The 23,822-nt window shown below is 71.2% G+C and carries 20 protein-coding genes and 1 pseudogene; 6 read left to right on the top strand and 15 right to left on the bottom strand.

Going from position 1 to position 23,822, the window contains the following annotated elements; genetic code table 11:
* Positions 1 to 45: 45 nt before the first annotated feature.
* The 11 genes from ACFYW8_RS34770 to ACFYW8_RS34720 all read right to left on the bottom strand — a co-directional run bounded on the left by ACFYW8_RS34770 (position 46) and on the right by ACFYW8_RS34720 (position 12,615).
* Positions 46 to 855 (bottom strand): rhamnogalacturonan acetylesterase, encoded by an 810-nt coding sequence (locus tag ACFYW8_RS34770; RefSeq protein ID WP_389087489.1) that lies wholly within the window; start codon positions 853 to 855, stop codon positions 46 to 48.
* 207 nt (positions 856 to 1,062) lie between these two features.
* Positions 1,063 to 2,400 (bottom strand): ABC transporter substrate-binding protein, encoded by a 1,338-nt coding sequence (locus ACFYW8_RS34765; protein WP_389087937.1) that lies wholly within the window; start codon positions 2,398 to 2,400, stop codon positions 1,063 to 1,065.
* Positions 2,401 to 2,668: 268 nt separating this feature from the next.
* Positions 2,669 to 4,231 carry a family 43 glycosylhydrolase gene (locus ACFYW8_RS34760; RefSeq protein WP_389087484.1) on the bottom strand — a complete coding sequence of 521 codons (1,563 nt, stop codon included), beginning with the start codon at positions 4,229 to 4,231 and terminating at the stop codon, positions 2,669 to 2,671.
* Positions 4,231 to 5,073: a PmoA family protein gene (locus ACFYW8_RS34755; RefSeq protein WP_389087478.1), complete on the bottom strand. Its 843-nt coding sequence runs from the start codon at positions 5,071 to 5,073 to the stop codon at positions 4,231 to 4,233. The genes ACFYW8_RS34760 and ACFYW8_RS34755 overlap by 1 nt, the downstream gene beginning before the upstream one ends.
* Entirely contained in the window at positions 5,070 to 6,338 is a 1,269-nt protein-coding gene (locus ACFYW8_RS34750; RefSeq protein WP_389087472.1) for a Gfo/Idh/MocA family protein, read from the bottom strand. The genes ACFYW8_RS34755 and ACFYW8_RS34750 overlap by 4 nt, the downstream gene beginning before the upstream one ends.
* Positions 6,335 to 7,237 carry a carbohydrate ABC transporter permease gene (locus ACFYW8_RS34745; RefSeq protein ID WP_389087467.1) on the bottom strand — a complete coding sequence of 301 codons (903 nt, stop codon included), beginning with the start codon at positions 7,235 to 7,237 and terminating at the stop codon, positions 6,335 to 6,337. The genes ACFYW8_RS34750 and ACFYW8_RS34745 overlap by 4 nt, the downstream gene beginning before the upstream one ends.
* Positions 7,234 to 8,169 (bottom strand): sugar ABC transporter permease, encoded by a 936-nt coding sequence (locus ACFYW8_RS34740; RefSeq protein ID WP_365877709.1) that lies wholly within the window; start codon positions 8,167 to 8,169, stop codon positions 7,234 to 7,236. The genes ACFYW8_RS34745 and ACFYW8_RS34740 overlap by 4 nt, the downstream gene beginning before the upstream one ends.
* Before the next feature lie 98 nt (positions 8,170 to 8,267).
* Positions 8,268 to 9,998: an L-arabinonate dehydratase gene (araD, locus tag ACFYW8_RS34735; RefSeq protein ID WP_389087458.1), complete on the bottom strand. Its 1,731-nt coding sequence runs from the start codon at positions 9,996 to 9,998 to the stop codon at positions 8,268 to 8,270.
* A complete protein-coding gene (locus tag ACFYW8_RS34730; RefSeq protein ID WP_389087453.1) occupies positions 9,986 to 10,894 on the bottom strand; it encodes a dihydrodipicolinate synthase family protein in 909 nt (302 codons plus the stop codon). Before ACFYW8_RS34730 ends, araD begins: the two co-directional genes overlap by 13 nt.
* A complete protein-coding gene (locus tag ACFYW8_RS34725; RefSeq protein WP_389087446.1) occupies positions 10,891 to 11,547 on the bottom strand; it encodes a GntR family transcriptional regulator in 657 nt (218 codons plus the stop codon). The genes ACFYW8_RS34730 and ACFYW8_RS34725 overlap by 4 nt, the downstream gene beginning before the upstream one ends.
* A 480-nt stretch (positions 11,548 to 12,027) precedes the next feature.
* Positions 12,028 to 12,615 (bottom strand): TIGR03086 family metal-binding protein, encoded by a 588-nt coding sequence (locus ACFYW8_RS34720; RefSeq protein WP_389087440.1) that lies wholly within the window; start codon positions 12,613 to 12,615, stop codon positions 12,028 to 12,030.
* 273 nt (positions 12,616 to 12,888) lie between these two features.
* Here ACFYW8_RS34720 and ACFYW8_RS34715 point away from each other — a divergent pair, with 273 nt between their 5' ends.
* On the top strand, positions 12,889 to 14,070 hold the full coding sequence (locus tag ACFYW8_RS34715) for a serine hydrolase domain-containing protein (RefSeq protein ID WP_389087435.1): 1,182 nt from the start codon (positions 12,889 to 12,891) through the stop codon (positions 14,068 to 14,070).
* 139 nt (positions 14,071 to 14,209) lie between these two features.
* A complete protein-coding gene (locus ACFYW8_RS34710) occupies positions 14,210 to 15,406 on the top strand; it encodes an MFS transporter (protein ID WP_389087430.1) in 1,197 nt (398 codons plus the stop codon).
* A gap of 57 nt (positions 15,407 to 15,463) precedes the next feature.
* On the opposite strand, the gene ACFYW8_RS34705 is transcribed toward ACFYW8_RS34710, so the two are convergent.
* Both ACFYW8_RS34705 and ACFYW8_RS34700 read right to left on the bottom strand, forming a co-directional pair.
* A complete protein-coding gene (locus tag ACFYW8_RS34705) occupies positions 15,464 to 16,639 on the bottom strand; it encodes a hypothetical protein (protein ID WP_389087425.1) in 1,176 nt (391 codons plus the stop codon).
* Complete coding sequence (locus ACFYW8_RS34700) at positions 16,636 to 17,577, bottom strand: 5-dehydro-4-deoxyglucarate dehydratase (RefSeq protein ID WP_389087420.1); 942 nt, start codon at positions 17,575 to 17,577, stop codon at positions 16,636 to 16,638. The genes ACFYW8_RS34705 and ACFYW8_RS34700 overlap by 4 nt, the downstream gene beginning before the upstream one ends.
* Before the next feature lie 289 nt (positions 17,578 to 17,866).
* On the opposite strand from ACFYW8_RS34700, the gene ACFYW8_RS34695 reads away from it, so the two are divergent.
* Positions 17,867 to 18,676, top strand: a complete 810-nt coding sequence (locus ACFYW8_RS34695) for an NAD(P)-dependent oxidoreductase (RefSeq protein ID WP_365877727.1) — start codon at positions 17,867 to 17,869, stop codon at positions 18,674 to 18,676.
* A gap of 145 nt (positions 18,677 to 18,821) precedes the next feature.
* Here ACFYW8_RS34695 and ACFYW8_RS34690 read toward each other — a convergent pair whose 3' ends face one another.
* Positions 18,822 to 19,265: a hypothetical protein gene (locus tag ACFYW8_RS34690; RefSeq protein WP_389087412.1), complete on the bottom strand. Its 444-nt coding sequence runs from the start codon at positions 19,263 to 19,265 to the stop codon at positions 18,822 to 18,824.
* Positions 19,266 to 19,615: 350 nt separating this feature from the next.
* Between ACFYW8_RS34690 and ACFYW8_RS34685 the strand changes: the two genes are divergently transcribed.
* A complete protein-coding gene (locus ACFYW8_RS34685) occupies positions 19,616 to 20,821 on the top strand; it encodes a TerD family protein (protein WP_389087933.1) in 1,206 nt (401 codons plus the stop codon).
* Positions 20,822 to 21,250: 429 nt separating this feature from the next.
* Here ACFYW8_RS34685 and ACFYW8_RS34680 read toward each other — a convergent pair whose 3' ends face one another.
* A complete protein-coding gene (locus ACFYW8_RS34680; RefSeq protein ID WP_389087407.1) occupies positions 21,251 to 21,817 on the bottom strand; it encodes a TetR/AcrR family transcriptional regulator in 567 nt (188 codons plus the stop codon).
* 136 nt (positions 21,818 to 21,953) lie between these two features.
* On the opposite strand from ACFYW8_RS34680, the gene ACFYW8_RS34675 reads away from it, so the two are divergent.
* Together ACFYW8_RS34675 and ACFYW8_RS34670 are read left to right on the top strand one after the other, a co-directional pair.
* Positions 21,954 to 23,420, top strand: a complete 1,467-nt coding sequence (locus ACFYW8_RS34675) for an MFS transporter (protein ID WP_389087402.1) — start codon at positions 21,954 to 21,956, stop codon at positions 23,418 to 23,420.
* 38 nt (positions 23,421 to 23,458) lie between these two features.
* Positions 23,459 to 23,822, top strand: a pseudogene (locus ACFYW8_RS34670) (transposase); the annotation flags it as partial.

Raw genomic sequence — 23,822 nt, 5'->3', positions numbered from 1 at the left:
TCGGCTCGGGGACTCGGAGGTTCGGGGACTCGGAGGTTCAGGGGTTCACTGGCTCAGGGGTTCAGGCGGTGGCCAGGTGATCCAGGACTCGGGGATCTCCGCGTCGAGGCGGCGTACGTCCCGGGGCGTGAGCACCCGGCGGTGCAGCAGTCCGGCCGCGACGAGACGGGCCACGGCGATGGCACCGGGCGGGTTGAAGTGCGTGTTGTCCTGTTCGGTCGCGGTCCAGTTGAAGTACTTCTTCGTCTCCTCGACGCCCAGCCGCTGCCACAGAGCGATCGACAGGGCCTGGATGTCGAGGAGCGCCACGTGCTCGTCCGCGGCGAGCGCGCGCATCGACGCCGGATAGTCGCCGTGCGTCGGCACCGCGTTGCCGTCCGCGTCGAACTTTCTGCGCTCCACCGGGGTGGCGAGCACAGGCCGGGCGCCCCGGACCCGCGCCCCCTCGATGTACTGCCGCAGACAGTCCTGGAACGTCGTCCACGGCTGGGTGTAGCGCGTCGGGTCGGCGGTCTTCTCGTCGTTGTGCCCGAACTGGACGAGCAGGAGGTCGCCGGGGCGGATCACGTCAAGGATCGCGCCGAGGCGTCCCTCGTCGATGAAACTCTTCGAACTGCGGCCGTTCACCGCGTGGTTGGCGACCACGATGTCCCCGTGGAGGAAGAACGGGAGCGCCATGCCCCACCCGGTCTCGGGTGCGGCGTCGGCGTACTTCTGGGCGGCGGTGGAGTCGCCGGCGATGTGGAGAGTGCGGGGCCGGCGGTGCGGGCGCGCCGAGGCGGGTGCCGCCGCGGCGACGGCGAGGGGTAGGGCGGCCACGGCCGCCGAGGTGACCTGTCTGCGCGTGAGGGACACGGACGTGTGCCTTTCGACAGAGGTTTCGACAGAGGGTTTCCACCGAGCTTCGACGGAGGCTTCGTCGGAGCTTCGACGGAGCTTCGACGGAGGCTTCGACAGCGGTGAGGGGCGCCCCCAACGGGAAGCGTGGCTGCCGCGATATGCGGCTCCGCAGCGGCCGGCGCACCACTGGTCCGGCGCGCCGGCCGCTGCGGGCACACCGGACTAGTGGTGGGCCTTCCAGTCGGCCTGCGCCTTGTTCAGCTGGTCGGCCAGCGTGTCCAGGAAATCCTTCGCGCTCATCTTGCCGAGCAGCACCTTCTGGAAGTTCGGCTCGTTGTCTGCCTTGGAGATGGTGTTCCAGTCGGGCAGGTAGTACGGCAGCTGCACGATCTTGGTGCCGGCGCCGTTCAACGCCTCGGCGGCCAGCTTGGTCGGCTCGGCCTGCTGGATCCACGCGTCCTTGGCGGCGTCGGTGTTCGCCGGCACCTGGCCCGCGGACTCGTTGAACTTGGAGTTCTCCGCCGCCGAGACGGCGAACTCGATGAACTTCCAGGCGGCCGCCTTGTTCTTGCCGGACTTGAACAGGCTCAGCCCGTCGACCGGGTTGGAGATCTGTACGCGCGTGCCGTCGTCCTGCGTGGGGTTCGGGATGCCGCGGAACTTGCCGGCGCCGAGCGCCTTCAGGTGGTCCTGGTAGGAGCCGAGGTTGTGGCTCAGCATGCCGATGGTGCCGCTGTCCCACTGCGCGACCATCTTGGTGAAGTCGTTGTTGACGTCGGCGGACGGGGTGACCTTCTTGTACAGGGCGACGTACTTGTCCAGGGCCGCCACGTTCTTCGGGTCGTTGACGGTGGTCTTGTCGCCGTTCCAGAACGAGGTGATGCCACTCTGGCCGTATGCCGCGTCCAGCGCCGGCGCGATGGAGCCCTCGCCGCCGCGGATGGTGAACCCGAACTTGTTCTTGCCCTTGTCGGTGAGCTTCGCGGCGGCGTCGTAGAACTTCGACCAGGAGGTCGGCGCGTCCAGGCCCGCCGACTTGAACAGGTCGGTGCGGTACCAGAGCGTGCCGTTGTTGGCGGAGGTCGGCACCTGGTACAGCGTGTCGCCGCCGCCCGCGGCCCGGCTGACAGCGAGCAGGTTCTCGCTCAGCCTGCCCTGCAGCGAGCTCTTCTCGATCCGGCTGTCCAGCGGCTCCAGCGCCCCCTGGACGGCGACCTCGGCGAGCATCGCGGTGCCCACGCCGCCGACGTCGGGCAGACCGCCGCCCTGGATGGCGGTGTCGTACTTGGACTGGGCACTGGCCGCCGGGATGCCGACGTAATTGACCTTGATGTCCGGGTACTTCTTCTCGAAGTCCGCGATGATCTGCTTCCAGATGTCCGTGCGGACACCGCCGTTGTTGTCCCAGAAGGTGATCTCGCCCTTGCCGGAACCCTCGGTGCCCTTGTCCCCCGCGCTCCCGCTGCCGTTGTCACCGCAGGCGGTGGCGGTCAGCGCGAGCACGGAGCCGAGGGCGACGGCCACGGCCGCGCGACCGCCGCCGCGGATGCCGGACTTCAGCGAACCGGACTTCACTGAAGCGGAGTTCAGCGGGCCGGACTTCGGCTCACCGGTCCCGAGTGGGCTGTTCTTGAGTGGGCTTCTCTTCATCGGTCGGCTCTCTTCTTCTGGATCCAACGGGGTGGTGGGGTCGGTGCGGTGTCCTCGGAGGTCGGCACCCGGCTGCTTCCGGAAGGGACGCGCCCTTCCTTCCTCATCCGGTAAGCGCTTGCCACGGGGGTGCGTCATTGCGGCTCCCAACGGGCGGACGTACGACGGGAAGTGACCCTCAGGGGGTCGCGGTGACACGAAAACGCGTGAACGAGGCGGCTCCGGCGTGTCCCCCGCCGGGCGGCGCGAGCGCGAAGAGGCCGAGCAGCGCGCCGACCCAGCGCCAGGGCCTGGCGGCGAAGACCTGCCCCGAGGGCTGCCGGCCGCCACCGACGTCGCAGGAGAAGCGACAGCGGCCTCCCGCGCCGATCTCGATCCACAGCCGGGCCCGGCCCTCGGGCGCGGGCCGCGCGCGGGCGGCGTCCCGCTCACCCCCGCACGGCCCGGACCGCGCGACGGGTGCCGCGGCGACCTCCTCGGCGAACCGGTGCACGAGCCGTACCGATCCGTCCGGCTCGCGCTGGAGTCCGATCCAGCCGAACGCGTCCCCGAGCACCACGAGTCCGGCCCGCGCCCCGGGCTCCTCGCTGTCGAGACGCAGGTCCACCTGGACGGTGGCGGCCGTGCCCGGCAGCCGCTGGGTGAGGACATGGGGCAGCCTGCGCAGGTCGTGCGCGTCCGCCGTACGGACACAGCTCAGCCGCAGTCCGTCGCCGGAGTGCTGGGTGGCCCAGCCGTCCTGGGGGTTGGCGGTCCACTGCCACTGGCGCCCGAAGCGGCCGCCGGGGAAGTCGTCGTCGGTGGCGGGCGCGGACGGCGGCTGGGGCGGCAGGTCCGGCTTGCGGTGTACGGCGACGGGGGCGCCCCTGTCTCCGAGCACGGGCCAGCCGTCCGTGCCCCAGCGCATCGGCTGGAGGTGGACCACCCGCCCGTAGGGCCCGCGCTGCTGGAAGTGCGCGAACCAGTCCTCGCCCGCCGCCGTGCGCACCCAGCCACCCTGGTGCGGGCCGTTGACCCGGGTGCCGCCCTGTTCCAGGACCACCCGCTCCTCGTAGGGCCCGAAGAATCCGCGCGAACGGAAGGCGCCCTGCCAGCCGGTCCCGACTCCCCCGGCGGGCGCGAAGATCCAGAACCAGCCGTCGTGCCGGTAGGCCTTGGGGCCTTCGAGGGTGAACCAGCCGGGAATCAGGTCGGCGTCGACGATCACCTTCCCCTCGTCGAGCAGCCCGGTGCCGTCGGGGCGCATCCGGTGCCCGGTGAGTCGGTTCTTCACTCCCGAACGGGACTTGGCCCAGGCGTGCACGAGATACGCCTCGCCGCTCTCCTCGTCCCACAGCGGGCAGGGATCGATGAGCCCCTTACCCTCCTTCACCAGCTGCGGACGGCTCCAAGGTCCCCTGATCTGTGGGGCGTTCACCTGGAAGATGCCGTGGTCGGGGTCGCCCCAGAAGATCCAGAAACGGTCGTCGTGGTGGCGCAGGGAGGGCGCCCACACACCGGAGTCGGGCCGGGGACTCCTGAACTCGCGCGCGGGTTCGAGTCGTTGGAGGGCGTGCCCGACGAGCGTCCAGTTGACCAGGTCCCGGGAGTGCAGCAGGGGCAGACCGGGGGCACGGCCGAAGCTGGAGGCGGTGAGGTAGAAGTCGTCGCCGACGCGCAGCAGATCGGGGTCGGACCAGTCGGCGTCGAGGACGGGGTTGCGGTAGGTGCCGTCACCCAGGTCTGCGGAGGGCAGGGCCATCAGGGGCTCACCGCCTTGCGGACCAGCGCCGCGGCCTCGCTCCGGTCGAGGGTGCCGTCGGCGACGACGGTGACGACCCGGCGTACGAGCGTGCCGCCCTCCTCGATGGTGAGCCGCTTCTCGTGGGCGAGGGAGGAGCCGACGCCCGGGTACTGGGCGGTGCGGACGAACCACGGGTCGCGGCGCGTCGCGTCGGTCGCCCCGGCGAGGACGAGCGTCCAGCCGTCGCCGGCGAGGGCGAGCCAGTCGGCGGTGCGTGCGTGGACCGCTTCCTCGCCCTCGGCGTCGGCGGTGAACACGCGCGGGGCGTCCGCTTCCTTGCGGGCCCGCCAGAAGAAGCCGCCGTACGCCGCGCCCGGCCGTCCGTTGGTGGCCGGGCTGCCGAGGGAGAGCCCGCGCGCGGTGACGTTGGTGAGCGAGAAGGTGAAGTCCAGCGCCCAGGCGGAGTCGGTGAGTCCGACGGCCGCCACCGTACGGCGCTCCCGCAGCAGCTCGGTGCCCGCGGCCATCCAGCGCAGCTCCTCCACGAAGCCGTCCGGGTCGCACAGCTGGAAGGCGGTGTGCCGCTGGGCGCCGTGGTTGTCGAGCTCGGTCGGCCCCTGGTCGCGGACGTAGGTGCGCCCGCCCCAGAAGTTGTGCCCCTCGACGTCGGGTACGGCTACACCGACGCCGAGGTGGTGTGCGTGGTCGGCCGGGCTGAGCTCGGTGACGGCCGTGCCGGCCAGGGTGGTGACGGGGTGCAGATACGGGCGCGGGGAGAGCCGGTCCGGCAGCGCGGGCCGGGTGACGTAGCGGCCGACGGGGCGGCCGCCGATCCGCAGGACCGGCGAGTCGTTGTTCATCGGGTGCTCACCTCTTTCGGGAGCGCCCAGGGGGCGCCCAGCTCGGAGTAGAGGGCGAGGGTGTCGGCGGCCGCCGCGACGAATCCGTCGATGCCGCGCACCACCCGGCGCCGCTCTCCGGGGAGCAGCTCCCAGGCGTCCGGGGGCAGTGCGATCGGGTCGGGTGTCTGCCGGATCGCTTCGACGACCTTCATGAAGGCGCCCGTCGACTCGGGCGCGACCAGCAGTTCGGCGCCGCCCGTCAGATGCTCGACGAGGTTCTCCAGCAGGTCCGTGCGGCCGTACTCGGTCTCCTCGGGGCCGCGCCCGGACCGCTGCACGAGGACCCGGTCCTGCTTGTACCAGAAGGTGATCCGGCCGCCGGTGCCGTGCACCAGGACGTACGGCTCCCCGGGGTGTTCGGCGCACAGCGTCGCGGCGACCGTGATCCGGCCCCCGGTGGTCGTGACCCGTACGCACGAGGTGTCGTCGGACTCGATGTCGTTGGCGCGCAGCAGCTCGGTCCGGATGCCGGTGACGTCCTCCGCGCGGGTCGAACCGTCCAGCGCGAGTGCCGTGGCGACGATGTGGGCCAGCGGGTTCGTCAGGACACCGTCCACCACGTCCACGCCGTTCAGCCGGCGCTTTCCCGCCCAGGGCGCGCGCCGGTAGTACGCCTCGTCGCGCGCCCAGGCGCCTGCCCCGCCGATGCCGGTCACCCGGCCGAGCGCGCCCTCGGCGAGGAGTTTCCTGATGGCGGGCACGGCGTGCGATCCGAGCGACTGGAAGCCGATCTGGCAGACCACTCCGGCCGCCGCGACCCCGTCCGCCATCCGCCGGAACTCGGCGTAGGACGGCGCGGGCGGCTTCTCCAGGAGCAGGTGGACGCCCTTGCGCGCGGCGGTCAGCGCGAGGTCGGTGTGGGTGGGGATGGGGGTGCAGATCACCGCGACGACGGCGTCGGTGGAGTCGAGGAGGGCCCCGAGATCCGCGGACTGCTCCACGCGTTGCCCGCCGAGCTCCTCCTCGGTGAGCGGGTTCAGCTCGCAGACCCCGGCGAGGCGTACCAGGCCCTTGTCCTGGAGCCGGCGGATGTTGTCCAGGTGCCAGCGGCCGTGGCCCCGGGCGCCCGCGAGGACGACGGGCAGGGGGGCCGCGGGGGCCGTCGTGTTCGCCGGGGCGGGGGTGGGCGCGGTCCGCGGGCCTGTGTGCGCGGTATCTCCGGCCGGCGCGGTCCGCGGACCGTCCGCGCGGCGGGCGCCACCCTGCTGGGAGATGGTCGTCATCCCTTCACCGCCCCGGCGCTGAATCCGGTGATCAGCCACTTCTGGATGAAGGCGAAGACGACGACCACGGGGACGGCGGCGATGATGCCGCCCGCGGCGAGCGCGCCCAGGTCGACGCTGTCGGAGCTCATCAGGGTGTTGAGGCCGACCGGGATGGTCTGCTTGCTCTGGTCGCTGAGGAACATCAGGGCGAACAGGAAGTGGTTCCAGGCGTGCACGAAGGCGAAGGAGCCGACGGCGATCAACCCGGGCCGCAGCAGCGGAAGGACGACGATCCGGAAGGCGTCGAAGCGGTTGCAGCCGTCCACCCAGGCGGCCTCTTCGAGGCTGTACGGCACGTTCCTGATGAAGCCGCTGATCAGGATCATCGACAGCGGCAGCTGGAAGACCGTCTCGGCGATGATGACGCTGACCAGCGAGTTGATCATCCGGAGCTCGGCGAAGATCTGGAAGAGCGGGACCAGGAGCAGCGCGCCCGGCACGAACTGCGAGCAGAGCAGCGCGAGCATGAAGCCGCGCTTGATCCGGAAGTCGAAACGGGCGAGCGCGTAGCCGCCGGCGAGCGCGACGAGCGTGGTCATCACCAGGGTGGCGACGGCGATGAGGACGCTGTTCTGGAAGTAGGTCCCGAAGCTGCGCTCGGTCCACACCTTGTCGAAGTGCTCGAACGTCATGGGCCAGGGCACGAGCGAGGTCGACCCGGCCGGGCGCAGCGCGAAGAGCAGGATCCAGTAGAAGGGGATCAGGGTGAAGAGCAGGTAGATGCCCAGGGGGAGATAGATGTGCCGGCGCGGGACCTCGTCCCAGGCGCGGTGCTTCCTCCCTTCACGCGGGCGGGGTACCTCGACGGGCGGGGCGGGTGCGGCCGGGGCGATCGTCCCGGCGTCCTTGGTGATCACTTGTCCCCGCCTCCGAACTTGCTCAGCCGCAGATAGACGATCGAGCAGAACAGCAGGATCACGAACGCGACCGTGGTGAGGGCCGACGCGTAGCCGAAGTTGTGGGCGTCCACGCTGGTGTTGGCGATGTAGAGCGGCAGGGTCGTCGTCTCGCCCGCGGGTCCGCCGCCGGTCAGGGTGTAGAGCAGGTCGACATTGTTGAACTCCCACACCGCGCGCAGCAGGGTGGAGAGGATGATCGCGTCCTTGAGGTGCGGGAGCGTGATGTGCAGGAACTGCCGGACGCGGCTCGCTCCGTCGACCTCGGCGGCCTCGTACAGGTCCTTGGAGACGGACTGGAGATCGGCGAGGATCAGGATCGCGAAGAAGGGGACCCCGCGCCACAGATCGGCGACGACGGCCGCCGGGAAGACGGTGGAGGTGTCGGACAGCCAGCTCGTCCCGTACGAGCCGATGCCGGCGTCCGCGAGGTAACGGGTGATGCCCGTCTGGGAGTTGTAGAGCAGCACCCAGATCGCCGAGGTCAGCACCCCGGAGACGGCCCACGGCGAGAAGACCAGCGCACGTCCGAACGCCCGCCCGGCGAAGGTCTGGTTGACGATCAGCGCGAGCGCCAGGCCGAACAGCAGCTGGAGACCCACCTCTACGACGACCCACTTCGCGCTGAAGGTCAGCGTGTCCCAGAACTGGGGGTCCTGGGTGAAGGCGTGCGTGAAGTTGCCGAAGCCCGCGAAGCCGTTGCGCCAGGGTTTGGTGGGGTTGTAGTTCTGCAGGCTGTAGTAGAAGACGCTGATGACGGGGTAGGCGATGAAACCGAGCATCAGCAGCGCCGCCGGGGCGATCAGCAAATACGGAAGCCTGCGCGGGGTCGCGGAAGCACGGCGCCGCCGGGGTGGCGCGGGCGGTTTCGCCACGGCTGCGGCTTGGGCCATGACTGTTCTCCGTTCGCAGTGGGGCAAGTACAGCGGGTGCAGGAAGCGCTTGCTACGACCACATGCGTCGAGCACTTCCACGTGCGGGTGCGGGGGCCTCAGCCCGCGTACGGGTCCGGCACCTGGCCCGGCCGGGCCAGGAACGCGAAGTCGCAGCCGGTGTCGGCCTGGGTGATCTGCTCGTTGTAGAGCGCGCCGTAGCCGCGCTCGTACCGGACGGGCGGCGGAGTCCACTTCGCCCGCCTGCGCTCCAGCTCCGCGTCGTCCACGTTGAGCTGGAGTGACCGTGCCTCGACGTCGAGGGTGATCGTGTCCCCGCTCCGCACGAGGGCGAGCGGGCCGCCCACGTACGACTCGGGCGCCACGTGCAGCACACACGCGCCGTAACTGGTGCCGCTCATCCGGGCGTCGGAGATCCGCACCATGTCCCGGACGCCCTGCTTGAGCAGGTGGTCGGGGATGGGCAGCATGCCGTACTCGGGCATGCCCGGACCGCCCTTGGGGCCGGAGCTCCGCAACACGAGGACGCTGTCCGCGGTGATGCCGAGCGAGGGGTCGTCGATGGTCCGCTGCATGGTGCGGTAGTCGTCGAAGACGACCGCGGGACCGGTGTGCTTGAGCAGGTGCGGCTCGGCGGTGATGTGCTTGATGACGGCACCGTCGGGACAGAGATTGCCGCGCAGCACGGCCACCCCGCCCTCGGCCGCGACCGGGTTCTCCCGGGTGCGGATGACGTCGTCGTTGTGCACCCGGGCGGTCGCCAACTGCTCGCGCATGCTGTCGTGGGACACCGTGGGCCGGTCCAGGTGGAGCAGATCGGTGATCCGCGACAGAAAGCCGGGCAGACCGCCGGCGAAGTGGAAGTCCTCCATGAGGTACGTCCGTCCACCGGGCCGGACATTGGCGAGGACCGGCACGGTCCGGGCGATCCGGTCGAAGTCGTCCAGCGTGAGGGCGACTCCGGCCCGTCCGGCCATGGCGATCAGATGGATCACGGCGTTCGTCGAACCGCCCAGACCGAGCACCGTCGTCACCGCGTCGGTGAAGGCGTCCGCGGTGAGGATGTCGGACAACGTCCGGTCCTTGTGGACGAGTTCGACGATCCTGAGCCCCGCCGCGGCGGCCATCCGGTCGTGTCCGGAGTCGACGGCCGGGATGCTCGACGCGCCGGGCACGGTGACGCCGAGCGCCTCGGCGGCGGCCGTCAGCGTGGACGCCGTGCCCATCGTCATGCAGTGCCCCGGCGACCGGGCGAGCCCGCTCTCCAGCTCGGTCATCTCGCAGTCCCCGATGAGACCGGCGCGCTTGTCGTCCCAGTACTTCCACATGTCGGTGCCGGAGCCGAGGACTTCGTTACGCCAGTGGCCCGGGAGCATCGGCCCCGCGGGCACGAAGACGGTCGGCAGATCGACCGAGGCGGCCCCCATGAGCAGCGCGGGCGTGGTCTTGTCGCAGCCACCCATCAGCACGGCGCCGTCCACCGGATACGACCGCAGCAGTTCCTCGGTCTCCATCGCGAGCAGGTTGCGGTAGAGCATCGGGGTCGGCTTCTGGAAGGTCTCGCTCAGGGTGGACACCGGGAATTCGAGCGGGAATCCGCCGGCCTGCCACACGCCCCGCTTCACGGCCTGCGCGCGGTCGCGCAGGTGCACATGGCACGGGTTGATGTCGGACCAGGTGTTGAGGATCGCGATGACCGGCTTGCCCAGGTGCTCCTCGGGGAGGTAGCCGAGCTGCCGGGTCCTGGCCCGGTGGCTGAACGAACGCAGCCCGTCGGTGCCGTACCACTGATGGCTTCTGAGGTCCTCGGGCCGTTTCACAGGGACCATCCGGCGGCTATCGCGGCGACCTCGGAACGCTCGCCCGCGGGCAGCGGCCTGCTCGGCGGGCGGACGTCGCGGCGGCACAGCCCGAGCGAGGACAGGGCTTCCTTGACCACGGTGACGTTGTTCGCGGAGGCGTTCGCGGCGCGCAGTTCCTCGAAGCGGCGGATCTGCTCCCAGACCTTCATCGCGGCCGGGTAGTCGCCGGACCGGAGCGCTTCGATCATGTTCAGCGAGACGGCCGGGGCGACGTTCACCAGGCCCGAGGTGAAGCCTGTGGCGCCGGCCGAGAAGTACGAGGGAGCGTACGGCTCGGCGAGTCCGGCCACCCACACGAACCGTTCGAGCCCGGCGTCCCGCGCGAAGGACGCGAAGCGCGCCGCGTCGGGAACGGCGTACTTCACACCGATGACGTTCGGGCAGGCGTCCGCGAGTTCGGCGAGGCGCGCGCCCGCGAGCCCCGCGTTGCGGATGTAGGGCACGACGCCCAGCTCGGGCACGGCCTCCGCGATGGCCCGGTGGTAGTCGACCCAGCCGCTCTCCGAGACGTAGGGATGCACGGGCTGATGGACCATCACCATCGGTACGCCGAGGGCACGGGCGTGCCGCGCGGAGGCGACGGCGGTCGGTACGTCGTGCCCGACACCGACGAGGACGACCGCGCGGTCGCCTGCCTCCTCGACGGTCAACTCGGTGACGGTCCGGCGCTCTTCGGGGGTGAGGGCGTAGAACTCGCCGGTGTTCCCGTTGGGGGTGAGGGTGCGGACGCCGCCGTCGATCAGCCGGCGCAGCAGGGCCCGGTGGGTGTCCCGGTCGATCGTGCCGTCCTCGGCGAACGGCGTCACCGGGATCGCCACGACCTCGGCGAGGGCCGCCCGCTGGGTCTCGAACGTCGCTGTCATTCCTGTCCGCCCTCTTCCTGGCCCTGGGGGAAGGCCCGTTGCACGAACGACGCGATGTGCGCGTGCAGCGCTCCGGCCGCGCCGTCGGCGTCACCGTCGAGGGCGAGCCGCAGGATCTCCCGGTGCTCGCTCGCCTCCCGCTCCCAGGAGGGGTCGGCCGCCCAGGCGACCGCCGAGACGAGAGCGGCCTGGTCGCGCACCTCGTCGAGCATCCGGCCGAGCAGCGGGTTGCCGCAGGGGACGTACAGGGCGCGGTGGAACTCCCTGTTGGCCAGGGACCGTTCGGCGGTGTCGGCGGCGTCGTCGGCACGGGTGAGCGCGTCCCGGGCGTCGTCGAGGGAGGCTCCGCGGCGCACCACCCGACGCAGCGCCTCGGGTTCGAGGAGCAGCCGTACGTCGTACACCTCGCGCGCCATGTCCGCGTCCACCATGCGTACCGTGACGCCCTTGTACTGGTTCATCACGACGAGCCCGGTACCGGCCAGGGTCTTGAGCGCCTCGCGCACGGGGGTCTTGGACACCCCGAACTGTGCGGCGAGGTCGGTCTCGACCAGGGCCTGTCCCGGGGTCAACTGCCCGGTGAGGATGCGGTGTTTGATCCCTTCCAGCACGAACTGCGTGCGGGAGGGGATCGGGGTGGGCACAGAGGTCATGCGCGCCTCTCCGGTCTCACGGCTCGGATCACGGGATCCGGGCCCCGACCGTGGACATCGATCCCGGATCTCGCATATCGCGTCTCATATATGACGTACGAAGTACGACGCGTTGAAGGTAGGAGCGCGACCGTGTTTCGTCAACGCTTCCGGCAGAGGAAGTTGATGTGACGCGCGGGGTGCGAGGCCTCGGAGGGTCCGGATGCCACCCTTGGGGTGAGGCGCATCGGGCGTTCGCTTTCGCGATGTCGGTCGAGGTCGGCCCGGCAGGGCACGGGCAGGTGCCGACGGCGCGTTCGGCAAGGACCTGGCAGGGCAGAACTGGGGTGTACGGGCACCAGAGCACAAGATCGGGCTGCCCGCGTACGCGACGGGCAGCCCGTAGAACCTCGGTTTCCGGGTCGCACACCTGGCGCCCGACCCGTGTGCCTCCGTGATTCAGCGAAGGCGGATCACGGCTCTGCGCTTCCTGCTCCCCCGCTACGGCTTCCAGCCTGGGTCGCGGCCGCTGAGGCCGATCACGCGGTCCAGGAGGGGCGCGTCGTCGGGTACCGGGACGAGGGGGCCGAAGATGCCGCCGCCCCGGGTCGGGTCCTCGGCCGCGGCGCTGAGAAACTCGTACGAGGCCTGCAGGGCGACCGCATCGGGCTCGTAGTCCTGGCCGGTGGCCCGCGCGAGGTCCCAGCCGTGCACCACCAGTTCGTCGGCGGCCACCGCAGCCGCCACAGCGCCCGGCAGTGTCACTCCGCCCGCTCGGGTCATTCCGGTCCAGGCGTCCGGGTCACGCCAGGCGTCGCCGAGTTCGTCGAGCGTCTTCGGCAGTGCCTCGCGCCAGCCGGGCCCGATGTCGGGGACGGCGGAGTCCGGGCTCGTGTCGGTCGACGCGCCCAGGTCCTTGCGCGCGGCATCACGGAAGGCGACGGACAGTCCGGCCAGGTGCCCCAGGATGTTGTGCACCGCGTAGTCCGGACACGGGGTCGCCCCGTCGAGCCGGTCGTCCGTGACCGCGTCCGCGAGACGCGCCACGATCAGGGCCTGCGGCCCGAGGTCGAAAGTCTGGCCGGTCATCCGATTCTCCTCAGAACTCGTGTCCACTTCAGGGGGAAGCCCATGGGGGCCGGGCCCATGGAGGCCGGGCCCATGGAGGCCGGGCCCATGGGATAGACCCCGTCCGCACACAAAACTCATCGGTTCCCCGCTCCCGGGCCCCCGCACCAGGACAGCCGGACGACCCGACGCCGGACGGCCCGCTCCTCCGTATGCAGCAGCGGCGCAGGCGAGTGGATCGCCCGGGACCGAAGCTGGGCGTGCCCCGGCCACCGTCCGACTCGGGAGAACCCCATGCAACTGCCCCGCCGCCCCCGGCTGCGCCTGCCGCTCAGCGCGCTGCTGGCCGCCGCCTGTCTGACCGGTGTCGTGTCCGCACCGGCTGACGCCGGCTCCGGCTCCGGCTCCACGGACCGCGACCACGACCGCGCGCTGCAGAAGCAGCTCGAAGAGCTCGTGCGCAGCCCCGGCGGCCCGCCCGGTGTCATCGCCGTCCTGCGCCGGGAGGGCGAGTCCCGCGTCGTGCGCGCCGGAGTCGCCGACATCGACAGCGGCCGTCCGATCGAACCGAACGACCACACGCGGATCGCCAGTACGGCGAAGGCGTTCAGCGGTGCCGTGGCGCTGGGCCTGGTGGACCGGGGCACGCTCTCCCTCGGCGACACCATCGGCCGCCGGCTGCCGTCCCTGCCGCGGAAGTGGCACGCCGTGACGCTGCGCCAGCTGCTGAACCACACCAGCGGGCTGCCCGACTACTCCCAGAGTCCCGAGTTCCTCAAGATCTTGACCGCCGATCCGCGTCACCACTTCGACTCGCGCCGGCTGCTCGACTTCGTGGCCGGCGAACCGCTGCTGTTCCGGCCCGGATCGCAGTACAAGTACTCGAACTCCGACAACATCGCGGTCGCGTTGATGGCCGAGGCGGCGACCGGCGAGCGCTACGAGCGGTTGCTGCGCGAACTCGTCTACCGGCCGCTCGGCCTGCGCGACACGAGCCTCCCGCAGGGCTACGAGATGCCCGAGCCGTACATGCACGGTTACGACGTCCAGCCACCGAACCCCCCGGAGGACATCAGCGAGGTGCTCAGCGCGTCGGGCGTGTGGGCGTCGGGCGGGATCATCTCGACTCCGGCGGACCTGACCCGCTTCATCCGCGGCTACGCGGGCGGCGCCCTGATCTCCAAGGCCACCCTGCGCGAGCAGCGCCGCTGGATCGACGGGGCCTCGGAGCCGGCGGGACCCGGCGAGAACAAGGCGGGAGCGGCGATCTTCCGCTACTCCACCCGCTGCGGAGTGGTCCTCGGCCACACGGGCAACTTCCCGGGCTACACACAGCTGATCGCCGCCACACCCGACGGCCGGCGGTCCCTGACCGTCTCGCTCACCACCCAGGTGAACGAGGCGACCAAACCGGAACTGCTGAAGGAGCTGCGCAAGGTCGAGGAGAATTTCGTCTGCGCGCTGCTGAAGAACTGAGGGACCCCGGGGTGAGGAGGCGCCCCCGTCCGTGCGGCGAGCGACTGAGCCGTCGTCCGCCGACGGGCCTCGGCAGTGCCCGTGTCTAAGGCAGTTGCCCGATCCCCTCGATCCCGCCTTAGAACCATGATCACCTGCCATGGCATGGACAGTGATGAGGGTTCTGGGCGATCGCAACGCCGGTCCGTATCTGACCGGAGTGATCGTCTCCGGTTTTGGCACGTCGGCGATGTGGCTGGCCTCGGGCATCTGGGTCAAGGATCTGACGGGCTCGAACGGTCTGGCGGCGCTCTGCGCCGTCGTCCTCTGGGCCCCCACGCTGATCGGCCCCGTCCTGGGCACCCTCGCCGACCGGACCCGCCGCCGCCCCCTGCTCATCGGGACGAATCTGGTCCTGGCCGCGCTCCTGCCCGTCCTGTTCACCGTGGACGGGCAGGGCCGCCTGTGGATCCTGTTCGCGGTGCTCCTGGTCTACGGCACGGCGGGGGTGATCGAGGACGCCGCCGAGACCGCGCTGCTGGCCGGCGCGATCGACGAGCGTCTCCTCGGCGACCTCAACGGCCTGCGCATGACGGCCAACGAGGGCATGAAACTGGTGGCCCCGCTCGCCGGGGCGGGTCTCTACGCCGCGTACGGCGGCGCGCGGGTGGCGCTCCTGGACGCGGTGACCTTCGTGCTGGCGGCGGGGGTGTACGCGCTGCTGAGAGTCCGCGAGACCCCGCCGGTCCGGACGTCCGCCGTGAGCCTGCGCACCCGCACCGCGGAAGGCGTACGCCACCTCCGGCAAAACCCCCGGCTCCGGGTCCTGGTCCTGGCCGGCGGTACGACCATGCTCTTCGGGGGGATCAACGGCGCGACGGTCTACGCCGTGGCCGAGGGGCTGGGCCGGTCCCCCGCATACGTCGGCGTCCTGTACGTCGCCCAGGGTGCCGGGTCGGTCGGCGTCGGGCTGGTGTCCGGGACGCTGCTGCGGCGGCTGGGCGAACGGCGCTTCGCCGCCTGCGGCATCGCGCTGACCGCCGTCGCGGTCGCCCTCCGGGCGGTTCCCCTCGATCCGGTGGCCCTGGTCTCCAGCACGGCCGTGGGGGCCGGGCTGCCCTGCGTGCTCATCGCCACGTACACCGCGGTCCAGCGCGAGACCCCGGCCGACCTGCTGGGCCGCACCTCCGCCACCGTGAACACGCTGCTGTACGCCCCGAACGCCGTCGGGCTGGCCCTAGGGGCGGGGCTCGTCGAACTGGTCGACTACCGGGTCCTGTTGCCCGCGCTGGGCCTGATCCGGCTGGTGACCCTGAGCCCTCTTCTGCGGACCGCCCCTGCGCCGGTGGTGGACTGACGAGGCGCTGGACCGTCACGCCCGAGGCGCTGGACCGTCACCGCCCGAGGGGCTGGACTACAGCCCCGCCAACACCCCCCGTACCACCTCCAGATCGGCGTCCGAGGCCAACCCCGCGTGATACAGCCGGAGTTCCGTCGCGCCCAGCTCGACCGCGCGCGCCGCGTCCGCCGCCAGGCTGTCCGGCCGGCCTCCCATCCCCGACACCACGGTGAAGTTGGCCGCCAGGACCCGCCCCTTGGCGCCAGCGCGCACCGCGTCCGCGAACGGGGTCAGCGGCCCGGCGCCCGCGGTGCACGGCACGACCACCCCGTCGGCCACGGACAGGATGTGCCGGGGGTCCACCCCGGCGTTCGCACCGCAGTGGAAGGAGACGGGATCGGCGTGCAGCAGCACCTGGAACCCCGCCGGTGCGGCGGAGCGGACGGCCGAGACCGTGTCCTCCTGGAGTGAGCGGGCCACCCCGTCGCGCCACCGTCGGGTGGCCGCGGCGGTCTCCGCCCCGAGCAGCTTCTCGACACCGGCCCAGTCCCCGTCGGACGGCGCCCCCCGCCACACCGGCTCCAGAGCACCGCGCACGAAGGACCCCAACTCCTCCGCGTCGAGCCCCTGTCGGTCGTACCCGTCCGCGCAAGCGGCGCAGAAGCAGAGCGACATCAGGTACTGCCCGGCGTCCCCGAGCGCCACCCCGCCGATCTTGTCGTGGGCGTGCAGATGGGCGAGCCCGTACCAGCCGAGCGACTCCAGTTCCGTACCGGTCGCGCCGGGCCGGACCGCGGCCTCCACCGCGAGGTCGGCCAGGTAGGCACGCGTGGCGGGTTGCGCCGCGCAGGGGGCCCAGGGGTAGCGGTCTCCGTAGGCGTTGACGACGGAGGTCGCCGGATGCTCCTCCCCCATACGGGAGTTGTGCGCGAGCACGACCCAGGTGTGGACGTCGAGCCCGGCCTCGGCGAGCGCCGCGGCGGCCTCGCCGTACGCGTCGCCGGGCGCCCAGTCGCCCGCCGCGTACGGGCGAAGGGCACGCCCCCGCCACCGCGCCTCGTCCACCGGGTGGAGCACGGAGGCGTGCGAGGCCGTGACGATCCGGTGCCGGGGGTGGCGAGGCGTCGACGCGCGCGTGGAGTGGTACGCGGACGCGAGCGTCACCTGGCGGACGCCGAGACCGGCGGTCCTGGCGGCGGCCTCCGGGTCCCCGTTGACGTCCCAGGGGTACAGGAACGCGGACGTCCTCACATGTCCCCCTCAAGGAGCGCGTACCCGCGGTCGATCAGCTGCGCGAGTTGCTTGACATGGTCCTCGGCCGGTTCGTTCAGCGGGGGCCGCACCTCGCCGACCTCCAGTCCGCGCAGCCGGACGCCCGCCTTGACGAGGGCGACCGCGTAGCCGCGGCCCCGCGCGCGCAGGTCGACGAACGGCCGGTAGAAGCCGTCCAGCAGCCGGTTCGCCGTCGTGTCGTCCCCGGTGTTCAGCGCCCGGTGGAAGGCCAGCGCGATCTCGGGGGCGAAGCAGAAGACCGCCGAGGAGTAGAGCGTGATCCCCAGTCCCCGGTAGGCGAGTCCGGTCAGTTCGGCCGTGGGCAGACCGTTGAAGTAGAGGAAGTCGCCGGGGGCCTCGCTGCGCACGGCGCTGACGATCCGCTGCATCAGGTCCAGGTCGCCGAGCCCGTCCTTGAAGCCGATGATCCCCTCGGTGCGGGCGAGTTCGACCACGCTCTCGGGAGTGAAGACGGCGTTGTCGCGCTGGTAGACGATGACGTCCAGGGAGGTGGCGGCCGCGATCTCCCGGTAGTGCCGCAGCAGCCCCTCCTGTCCTGCCGTCACGAGATACGGCGGCATGGCGAGCAGCCCATCGGCCCCGGCGGCCTCCGCGAGCCGCGCGTAGCGCACGGCGAGGCCGGTCCCGTATCCGGCGCCCGCGACCACCGGTACCCGTCCCGCGGTCGCCTCCACGGCCGCCCGTACGCACGCCTCGAACTCCTCGGGCACGAGCGCGTGGAACTCGCCGGTGCCACAGCACGCGAAGACCGCCGCGGCTCCGGCCTCGACGCCGCGCCGCACATGCTCCCGGTAGACGTCGAGGTCGACCGAGCCGTCGGGTCCGTACGCGGTGACGGGGAAGAAGAGCGGCCCGCTGGGGATGCTCAGCCGAGCGGCAAGAGGGGCTGACGTCACGGACTCTCCTTTGAAAGGTGCCCACCGGGTGCACGTTTCTGATCCACGTCCATATCTCTGAACGCGCCCACGCTAAGCCGCCACCTCGGGGCCGGTCAAGCACACAAAGCCGCAACACGAAGGCGGATTTCCCCCCTCCGCGCGACACTTGACGCAGCACGTCAGCGCTCCCTAGCGTGTCCATGGATGTGAATATCGGACACGAATACGTCCGCCGGACAGAGCCCATGCCGACTGTCCGGCGGAACCTCCGCCCCGACCCGCCGGCCCGCACCGAGGAGACCCCCGCATGCCCGCTCCCCGCACCGTTCTGCTCACCGGCGCCGCCGGCGGACTCGGCACCCTGATGCGCGGGCTGCTGCCGGAGTACGGCTACGAGCTGCGCCTGCTCGACGTGCTCCCCGTCGAGGGCGAGCCGGACGCGATCACCGCGGACCTCGCCGACCGGGCGGCACTGCGCGAGGCCGTGCGGGGCGTCGACGCGATCATCCACCTCGCGGGCATCTCCCTGGAAGCCTCCTTCGACAAGATCCTCAAGGCGAACATCGAGGGGACGTACAACCTGTACGAGGCGGCGCGCGAGGAGGGCGTACGCCGTGTCGTCTTCGCCTCCTCCAACCACGCGGTGGGCTTCACCCCGCGCCCGCTGGGCGACGACCCCCTGATCCCCGTCGACACCCCGCGCCGCCCGGACACCTTCTACGGCCTCTCCAAGTCCTTCGGCGAGGACCTGGCGCAGTTCTACTGGGACAAGCACGGCCTCGAAACCGTCTCGGTGCGCATCGGGTCCTGCTTCGCGGAGCCCACCAGCGTGCGCATGCTCTCCGTGTGGATGAGCCCCGAGGACGGCGCCCGCCTCTTCCACGCGGCCCTGACCGCGAAGGACGTGGGGCACACGGTCGTCTACGGCTCGTCCGCCAACACCCGCCTGTGGTGGGACCTTTCGACGGCGCGCGCCCTCGGCTACGAACCGCGCGACGACTCCGAGCCGTACGCCGACAAGCTCGTCGCCGAACAGGGCGACCTCGACCCCGGCAACCCGGACCACGCCCACCTGGGCGGCCACTTCACGACGCACCCGCCGATCTGGCCGTACTGACGCGGCGACGGGGAGCGGACGGCACTGGAACAGTCCGGGCCGGCGCGGGGCGCGAGATCGCCGTCGTGCCGGAGCAGTGCCCGGGTCGGTCGCCGACCCGGGCACCCGGTTCACGCCGCTACTCCACGGGCTGGAACATCGCCCACTACTCCACGGGCTGGAACATCCACGCCTGGCGTGCGTTGCCGATCTCGAGCGGCCGCAGGGCGAGGCGGGGCGGGAAGATCCGCAGCAGGCCGAGGTCGAGGGCCAGCTCGTAGCCGTCGACGGGGCCTCCGGGGACGACGATGTGGAAGGTGTGCGGCCTCTCGCCCTGGTAGAGCACCCATTCGCGCGCTTCGGGGAACCCGGCGACCGGCTTGTTCACCTCCGGATCGGTGTCGAAGGACAGATACGTCCCGCTGCTGACGTTGCGCATCACGCAGTTGCCGTTGCCGAGGTTCTCCAGCTGCCACTCCTGCTCGCCGGGGCTGCCGGTGGGCGGCAGCAGCACGACGGGCGTCTTGGGCTCCGACACCCCTCCCTCCATGGTGAGCATCTGCTCGCCGGGACGGGTGATCACCCAGGTTCCGTTCGGTACGGAGTTCAAGGCCGACTCCATTCTGACGTGCGGCGCCCGCGCGGACACCGCTGATCGTTCGGGCCGGGGCATCCCTTCCCCGCCGGCTCACGACCAAGATCGGCAACAGCCCCGCGTCACCCTTCTGGGGGACAGTGAATTCATCCCGGTGTTCGACCAATCCACCGAAGGGGTCACGCGCTACCACGCGAGAGCCTCCGGTGACCGGCGGCTCCGCCCAGGCCCCCAAAGGCTTCCTCCGCACACTCACCAGGAACGAACCCGAGTGGCGGGGGCGAAGGAGGACATGGCCCCGCAAGTCACCCCTTGGGTAAGGGAACGGTAAAGCGCCTCCGCTCGTTACCCCAGGCATGACAGCTATGACCCCCGGCTCGAACATCCCTCTCCCCGTCTCCCGCGTGACGGTGGACGTCACCGCCCCGGTGCGGCTCGACGTGTCGAGCCTGCTGCTCACCGCCGACGGCAAGGTGCGCTCCGACGCCGACTTCATCTTCTACAACCAGCCCACCGGCCCCGGCGTGACCTACCGCTCGGGCGGCGGCACGGCGCCCGACGCGATCACGGTCGACACCACCGCGGTCCCCCCGGGCATCGAGAAGATCGTCGTCACGGCGAGCCCCGACGCGGCGGGCCAGTCGTTCCAGGGCGTCGAACCCACCGCGACGATCCGCGACGCGGACGACAACACGGTCCTGGCCACCTTCACCCCGCCCCAGCTGGGCACGGAGACGGCTCTGGTGATCGTCGAGGTCTACCTCCGCAACGGCGCCTGGAAGGCCCGCGCGGTCGGCCAGGGCTACGCGAACGGACTTGCGGGCATCGCCACCGACTTCGGCGTGAGTGTCGAGGAACCCGCCCCGGCCGCCCGGCCCGCCCCCGTGGCGCAGCCTCCGCAGCCCCCGGTGACACCCCCGGCCCCGTCCATTGACCCCCGGGTCACCGCCCCGGCCGCTCCCCCGGCTCCCCCCGCGGCCCCGGCCCCCACCGGCAAGATCAACCTCGACAAGGGCCGGGTCAGCCTCCAGAAGAACCAGACGGTCTCCCTGGTCAAGGGCGGCAGCCCGTTCCTCTCCAAGGTCCAGATGGGCCTCGGCTGGGAGCCCGCGTTCCGCGGCAAGGACATCGACCTGGACGCCTCGGTCATCGCGTACGGCCCCCAGCGCAACCACATCGACAGCTGCTACTTCGGCAAGCTCTCCATCGTGAACGGCGCGATCAAGCACTCCGGCGACAACCTCACGGGTGAGGGCGGCGGAGACGACGAGGTGATCACCGTCGACCTCGGCCACCTCCCCCCGGAGGTCACCGGCCTCGTCTTCACGGTCAACTCCTTCTCCGGCCAGAAGTTCACCGAGGTGGCCAAGGCCTACTGCCGTCTCCTGGACGCCGCCACCGGCGAGGAGCTCGTCCGCTTCGACCTCACCAACGCCGAGGCCCAGACGGGCGTCATGATGGCCAAGCTGATCAAGCAGTTCTCCGGCGAGTGGGACATGACGGCGATGGGCGACTTCGTCAAGTCCCGCACGGTCCGAGGCATGGTGAAACCGGCGGCCCAGTCCCTCTGACAGGGCCTGCCGAGCCCCTGGGACAGGACCTTTCCGGGCTCCGGCAGCACCCTCCCGGCCCAGCCGCCGCGACTCCGTGACCGCGACTCCGGCCCGGATCCCGCCCTCAGGCGCGGGAGGGACTGAATCCCGCCCCGCTGCCGAAACGCGCTGGACGGGCAGCAGCCACGCCAGGCACCACCCGCACCGGTTCCACGCGGAGGGACCGTGCCCGTACATCCCGAGTGTCCGTCGCTCACGTTCGGGCCGAGCGACGGCTCCCCGGAAGCCCACGTCCGATCCAAGCGTGACGACCGGGATGTACGGGCACGGCCCCGACCCACCACGCGCCCGAAAGCCGAATCCGCACCCGGCACCCGGCACCGGAGGACGGCACCCGGCAGCCAGCACACGAGGACGGCACCCGGCGCCCGAAAGCGGCACGGAGGGCTACGCCCGCAACCCCTCCGTCAGCAGCGACAGATACCGACGGATGTACGCCCCGTCCCCGTTCCCGAGCTCGGACGCGCTGGCCACCCCGTGCACCAGCCGCAGCATCTCGATCGGCTCCACATCGGCCCGCAGGGTTCCCTCCCGCTGAGCCGCCTCGACCAGCCGCCCGGCCGCCTCCTTGACCGAGGTCCCGCAGCGCGCCAGCACCTCCGAACTCCCGTCCGCGACAGCCGACCCGAGCAGCGCCTTCAGCCCGCGGACCTGGATCATCCCCTCGCCGAGCTCGTTCAGCCATTCCACGAGGGCCTCACCCGGCGGCAGCTCCGCCGCGATCTCGTCCGCGCGCACGGCGATCGCCTCGATGGCGTCCACGTAGACGGCCCCCAGCAGCGCCTGCCGCGTGGGGAAGTGCCGGTACAGCGTCCCGGATCCCACGCCTGCCCGCTTGGCGATGTCGTCCAGTGACGCACCTTCCCCGTGTTCGGCGAACGCGCCCGCCGCCGCCTGGAGGAGCCGCTCGTAGTTCCGCCGCGCATCCGCACGCATCGGCTTGACCTGGGTCATTCAGAGACTCCTTGCGAACCGGGGACTCTCTCCGTATCTTGACGAGAGTCAAACGGAGACAGTCCCCGCTTATCTCGGCGGGCAGTCGGCGCTGCCCACCCGCACCGTACCGGGGACATCAGACCAGGAGAACTCCATGTCCACCCCGTCCACCCCGTCCACGGGCGCCCCCACCCCTGGCACACCGTCAGCCGGCTTACCCCCGCGGCCGCTTCACCCGGCCGAGGCGACCACCGCCCTCCTCGTCATCGTGACCTCCTACCTCATGGTCGGAGTCGACTCAACCGTCGTCAACGTCGCGCTGCCCGACGTCCAGCGGGACCTCGGCTTCACCGCCACCGGCCTGTCCTGGGTCCTCAACACGTACACGCTCGCGTTCGGCGGCCTGCTCCTGCTCGGCGGCCGGATCGGCGACATCGCGGGCCGCCGCCGCACCCTCTCCGCGGGCGCCCTCCTCTTCGCCGCCTCCTCCCTGCTCGGCGGTCTGGCCACCGAGAGTTCCTGGCTGCTCGCGGCCCGCGCGCTTCAGGGCGTGGGCGCCGCGCTCATCGCCCCCAGCACCCTCGCCCTCATCACCACGAACTTCCCCGAGGGACCGCGCCGCCATCACGCCCTCGGCGTCTACTCCTCGATGGCCGGGATCGGCGCCTCGCTCGGACTTGTCCTCGGCGGCATGCTCACCTCATGGGCGTCCTGGCGCTGGTCCCTGCTGATCAACGTGCCGATCGGCATCGCGGTCGCCGCCGCACTCCCGCGCTTCGTCACCGAGACCCCACGCCACGCGGGCCGGTTCGACGCGGCGGGGGCGCTCACCGGCACGGCGGGCATGACCTCGCTGGTCTACGCGTTCATCCGGGTCTCGGAGGAGGGCTGGAGCGACACCCGGGCGATGCTGGGCTTCAGCACGGCGGCGGCCCTGCTCGCCGGCTTCGCCCTGGTGGAGGCGCGCGCCGAGCAGCCGATCATGCCGCTGCGCCTCTTCGCGAGCCGCAACCGCGCGGGCGGCTACGCCGGCGTCCTGCTGCTGCCCGCGGGCATGTTCGGCGCGTTCTACTTTCTCACCCTGATCAGCCAACAGGCCCTGGGTTACAGCCCGTTGCGGGCCGGCTTCGCCTTCCTGCCGATGACTCTGCTGATGTTCACGACCGTGCGCCTCGTGCCGCGGCTGCTCCAGCGTTTCGGCGCCAAGCCGGTCCTGCTCACCGGCATGGCGCTGATCTCCGTCGCGGCCGGCTGGCTGTGGCTGCTGGAACCCGGCGACGGCTATCTGTCCGGGCTGCTCGGCCCACTGCTGGTGATGGGGCTGGGAGTCGGTCTGAGCTTCATGCCGCTGAACGCCACCATTCTCGCGGGCATCGGACCGCGCGAGGCGGGCGCCGCCTCAGGCCTTCTGCAGACCCTCCAGTGGCTCGGCGGCACCCTCGGGCTCTCCGTTCTGGTCACGGTCTTCGGCACGGCGACACAGCACGCCCACGGCTCGGCGTCGGAGATCCTCACCGAGGGCTCGGCCCGCGCGTTCGGCGTCGGCTCGCTGATCGCCCTGGCCGCGCTGCTGCTGTCGGCGTTCGTGATCACGGGCACCGAACGCGAACGCGGCGTCTAAGACGGTGTCCTATGTGGTGATGGCTCGTTGGGCTGTGTATGGGGCGGGGTACGTGGAGTTGGATTGTTCCGGACGGGCTGTGGGAGATCGCGAAGCCGCTGATCCCGCCGTCGAGGGTGCGGCCGCAGGGCGGCGGGACGCAGGACATCCCTGATGAGACGCTGTTCGCTGCGATCATTTACGTATTGGTCAGTGGCTGTGCCTGGCGAGCACTGCCGCCGTGCTTCGGTATCTCCAAGTCGACCGCCCACCGCCGGTTCCTGATCTGGTCCCGGGCCGGCGTGTGGGGCCGGCTGCACGAGGCGATCCTGGACGACGAGAACCTGCTCGACCTGTCGCGGGCCGTCCTCGACTCCGCCCATGTGCGGGCTAAAAAAGGGGCGAACACACAGGTCCGAGCCC

The organism is Streptomyces sp. NPDC002742, assembly GCF_042888885.1.
Taxonomy (GTDB): Bacteria; Actinomycetota; Actinomycetes; order Streptomycetales; family Streptomycetaceae; genus Streptomyces.
Note: the sequence above shows the minus strand (reverse complement) of the source record. Positions and strands in the feature narration are given on the sequence as shown.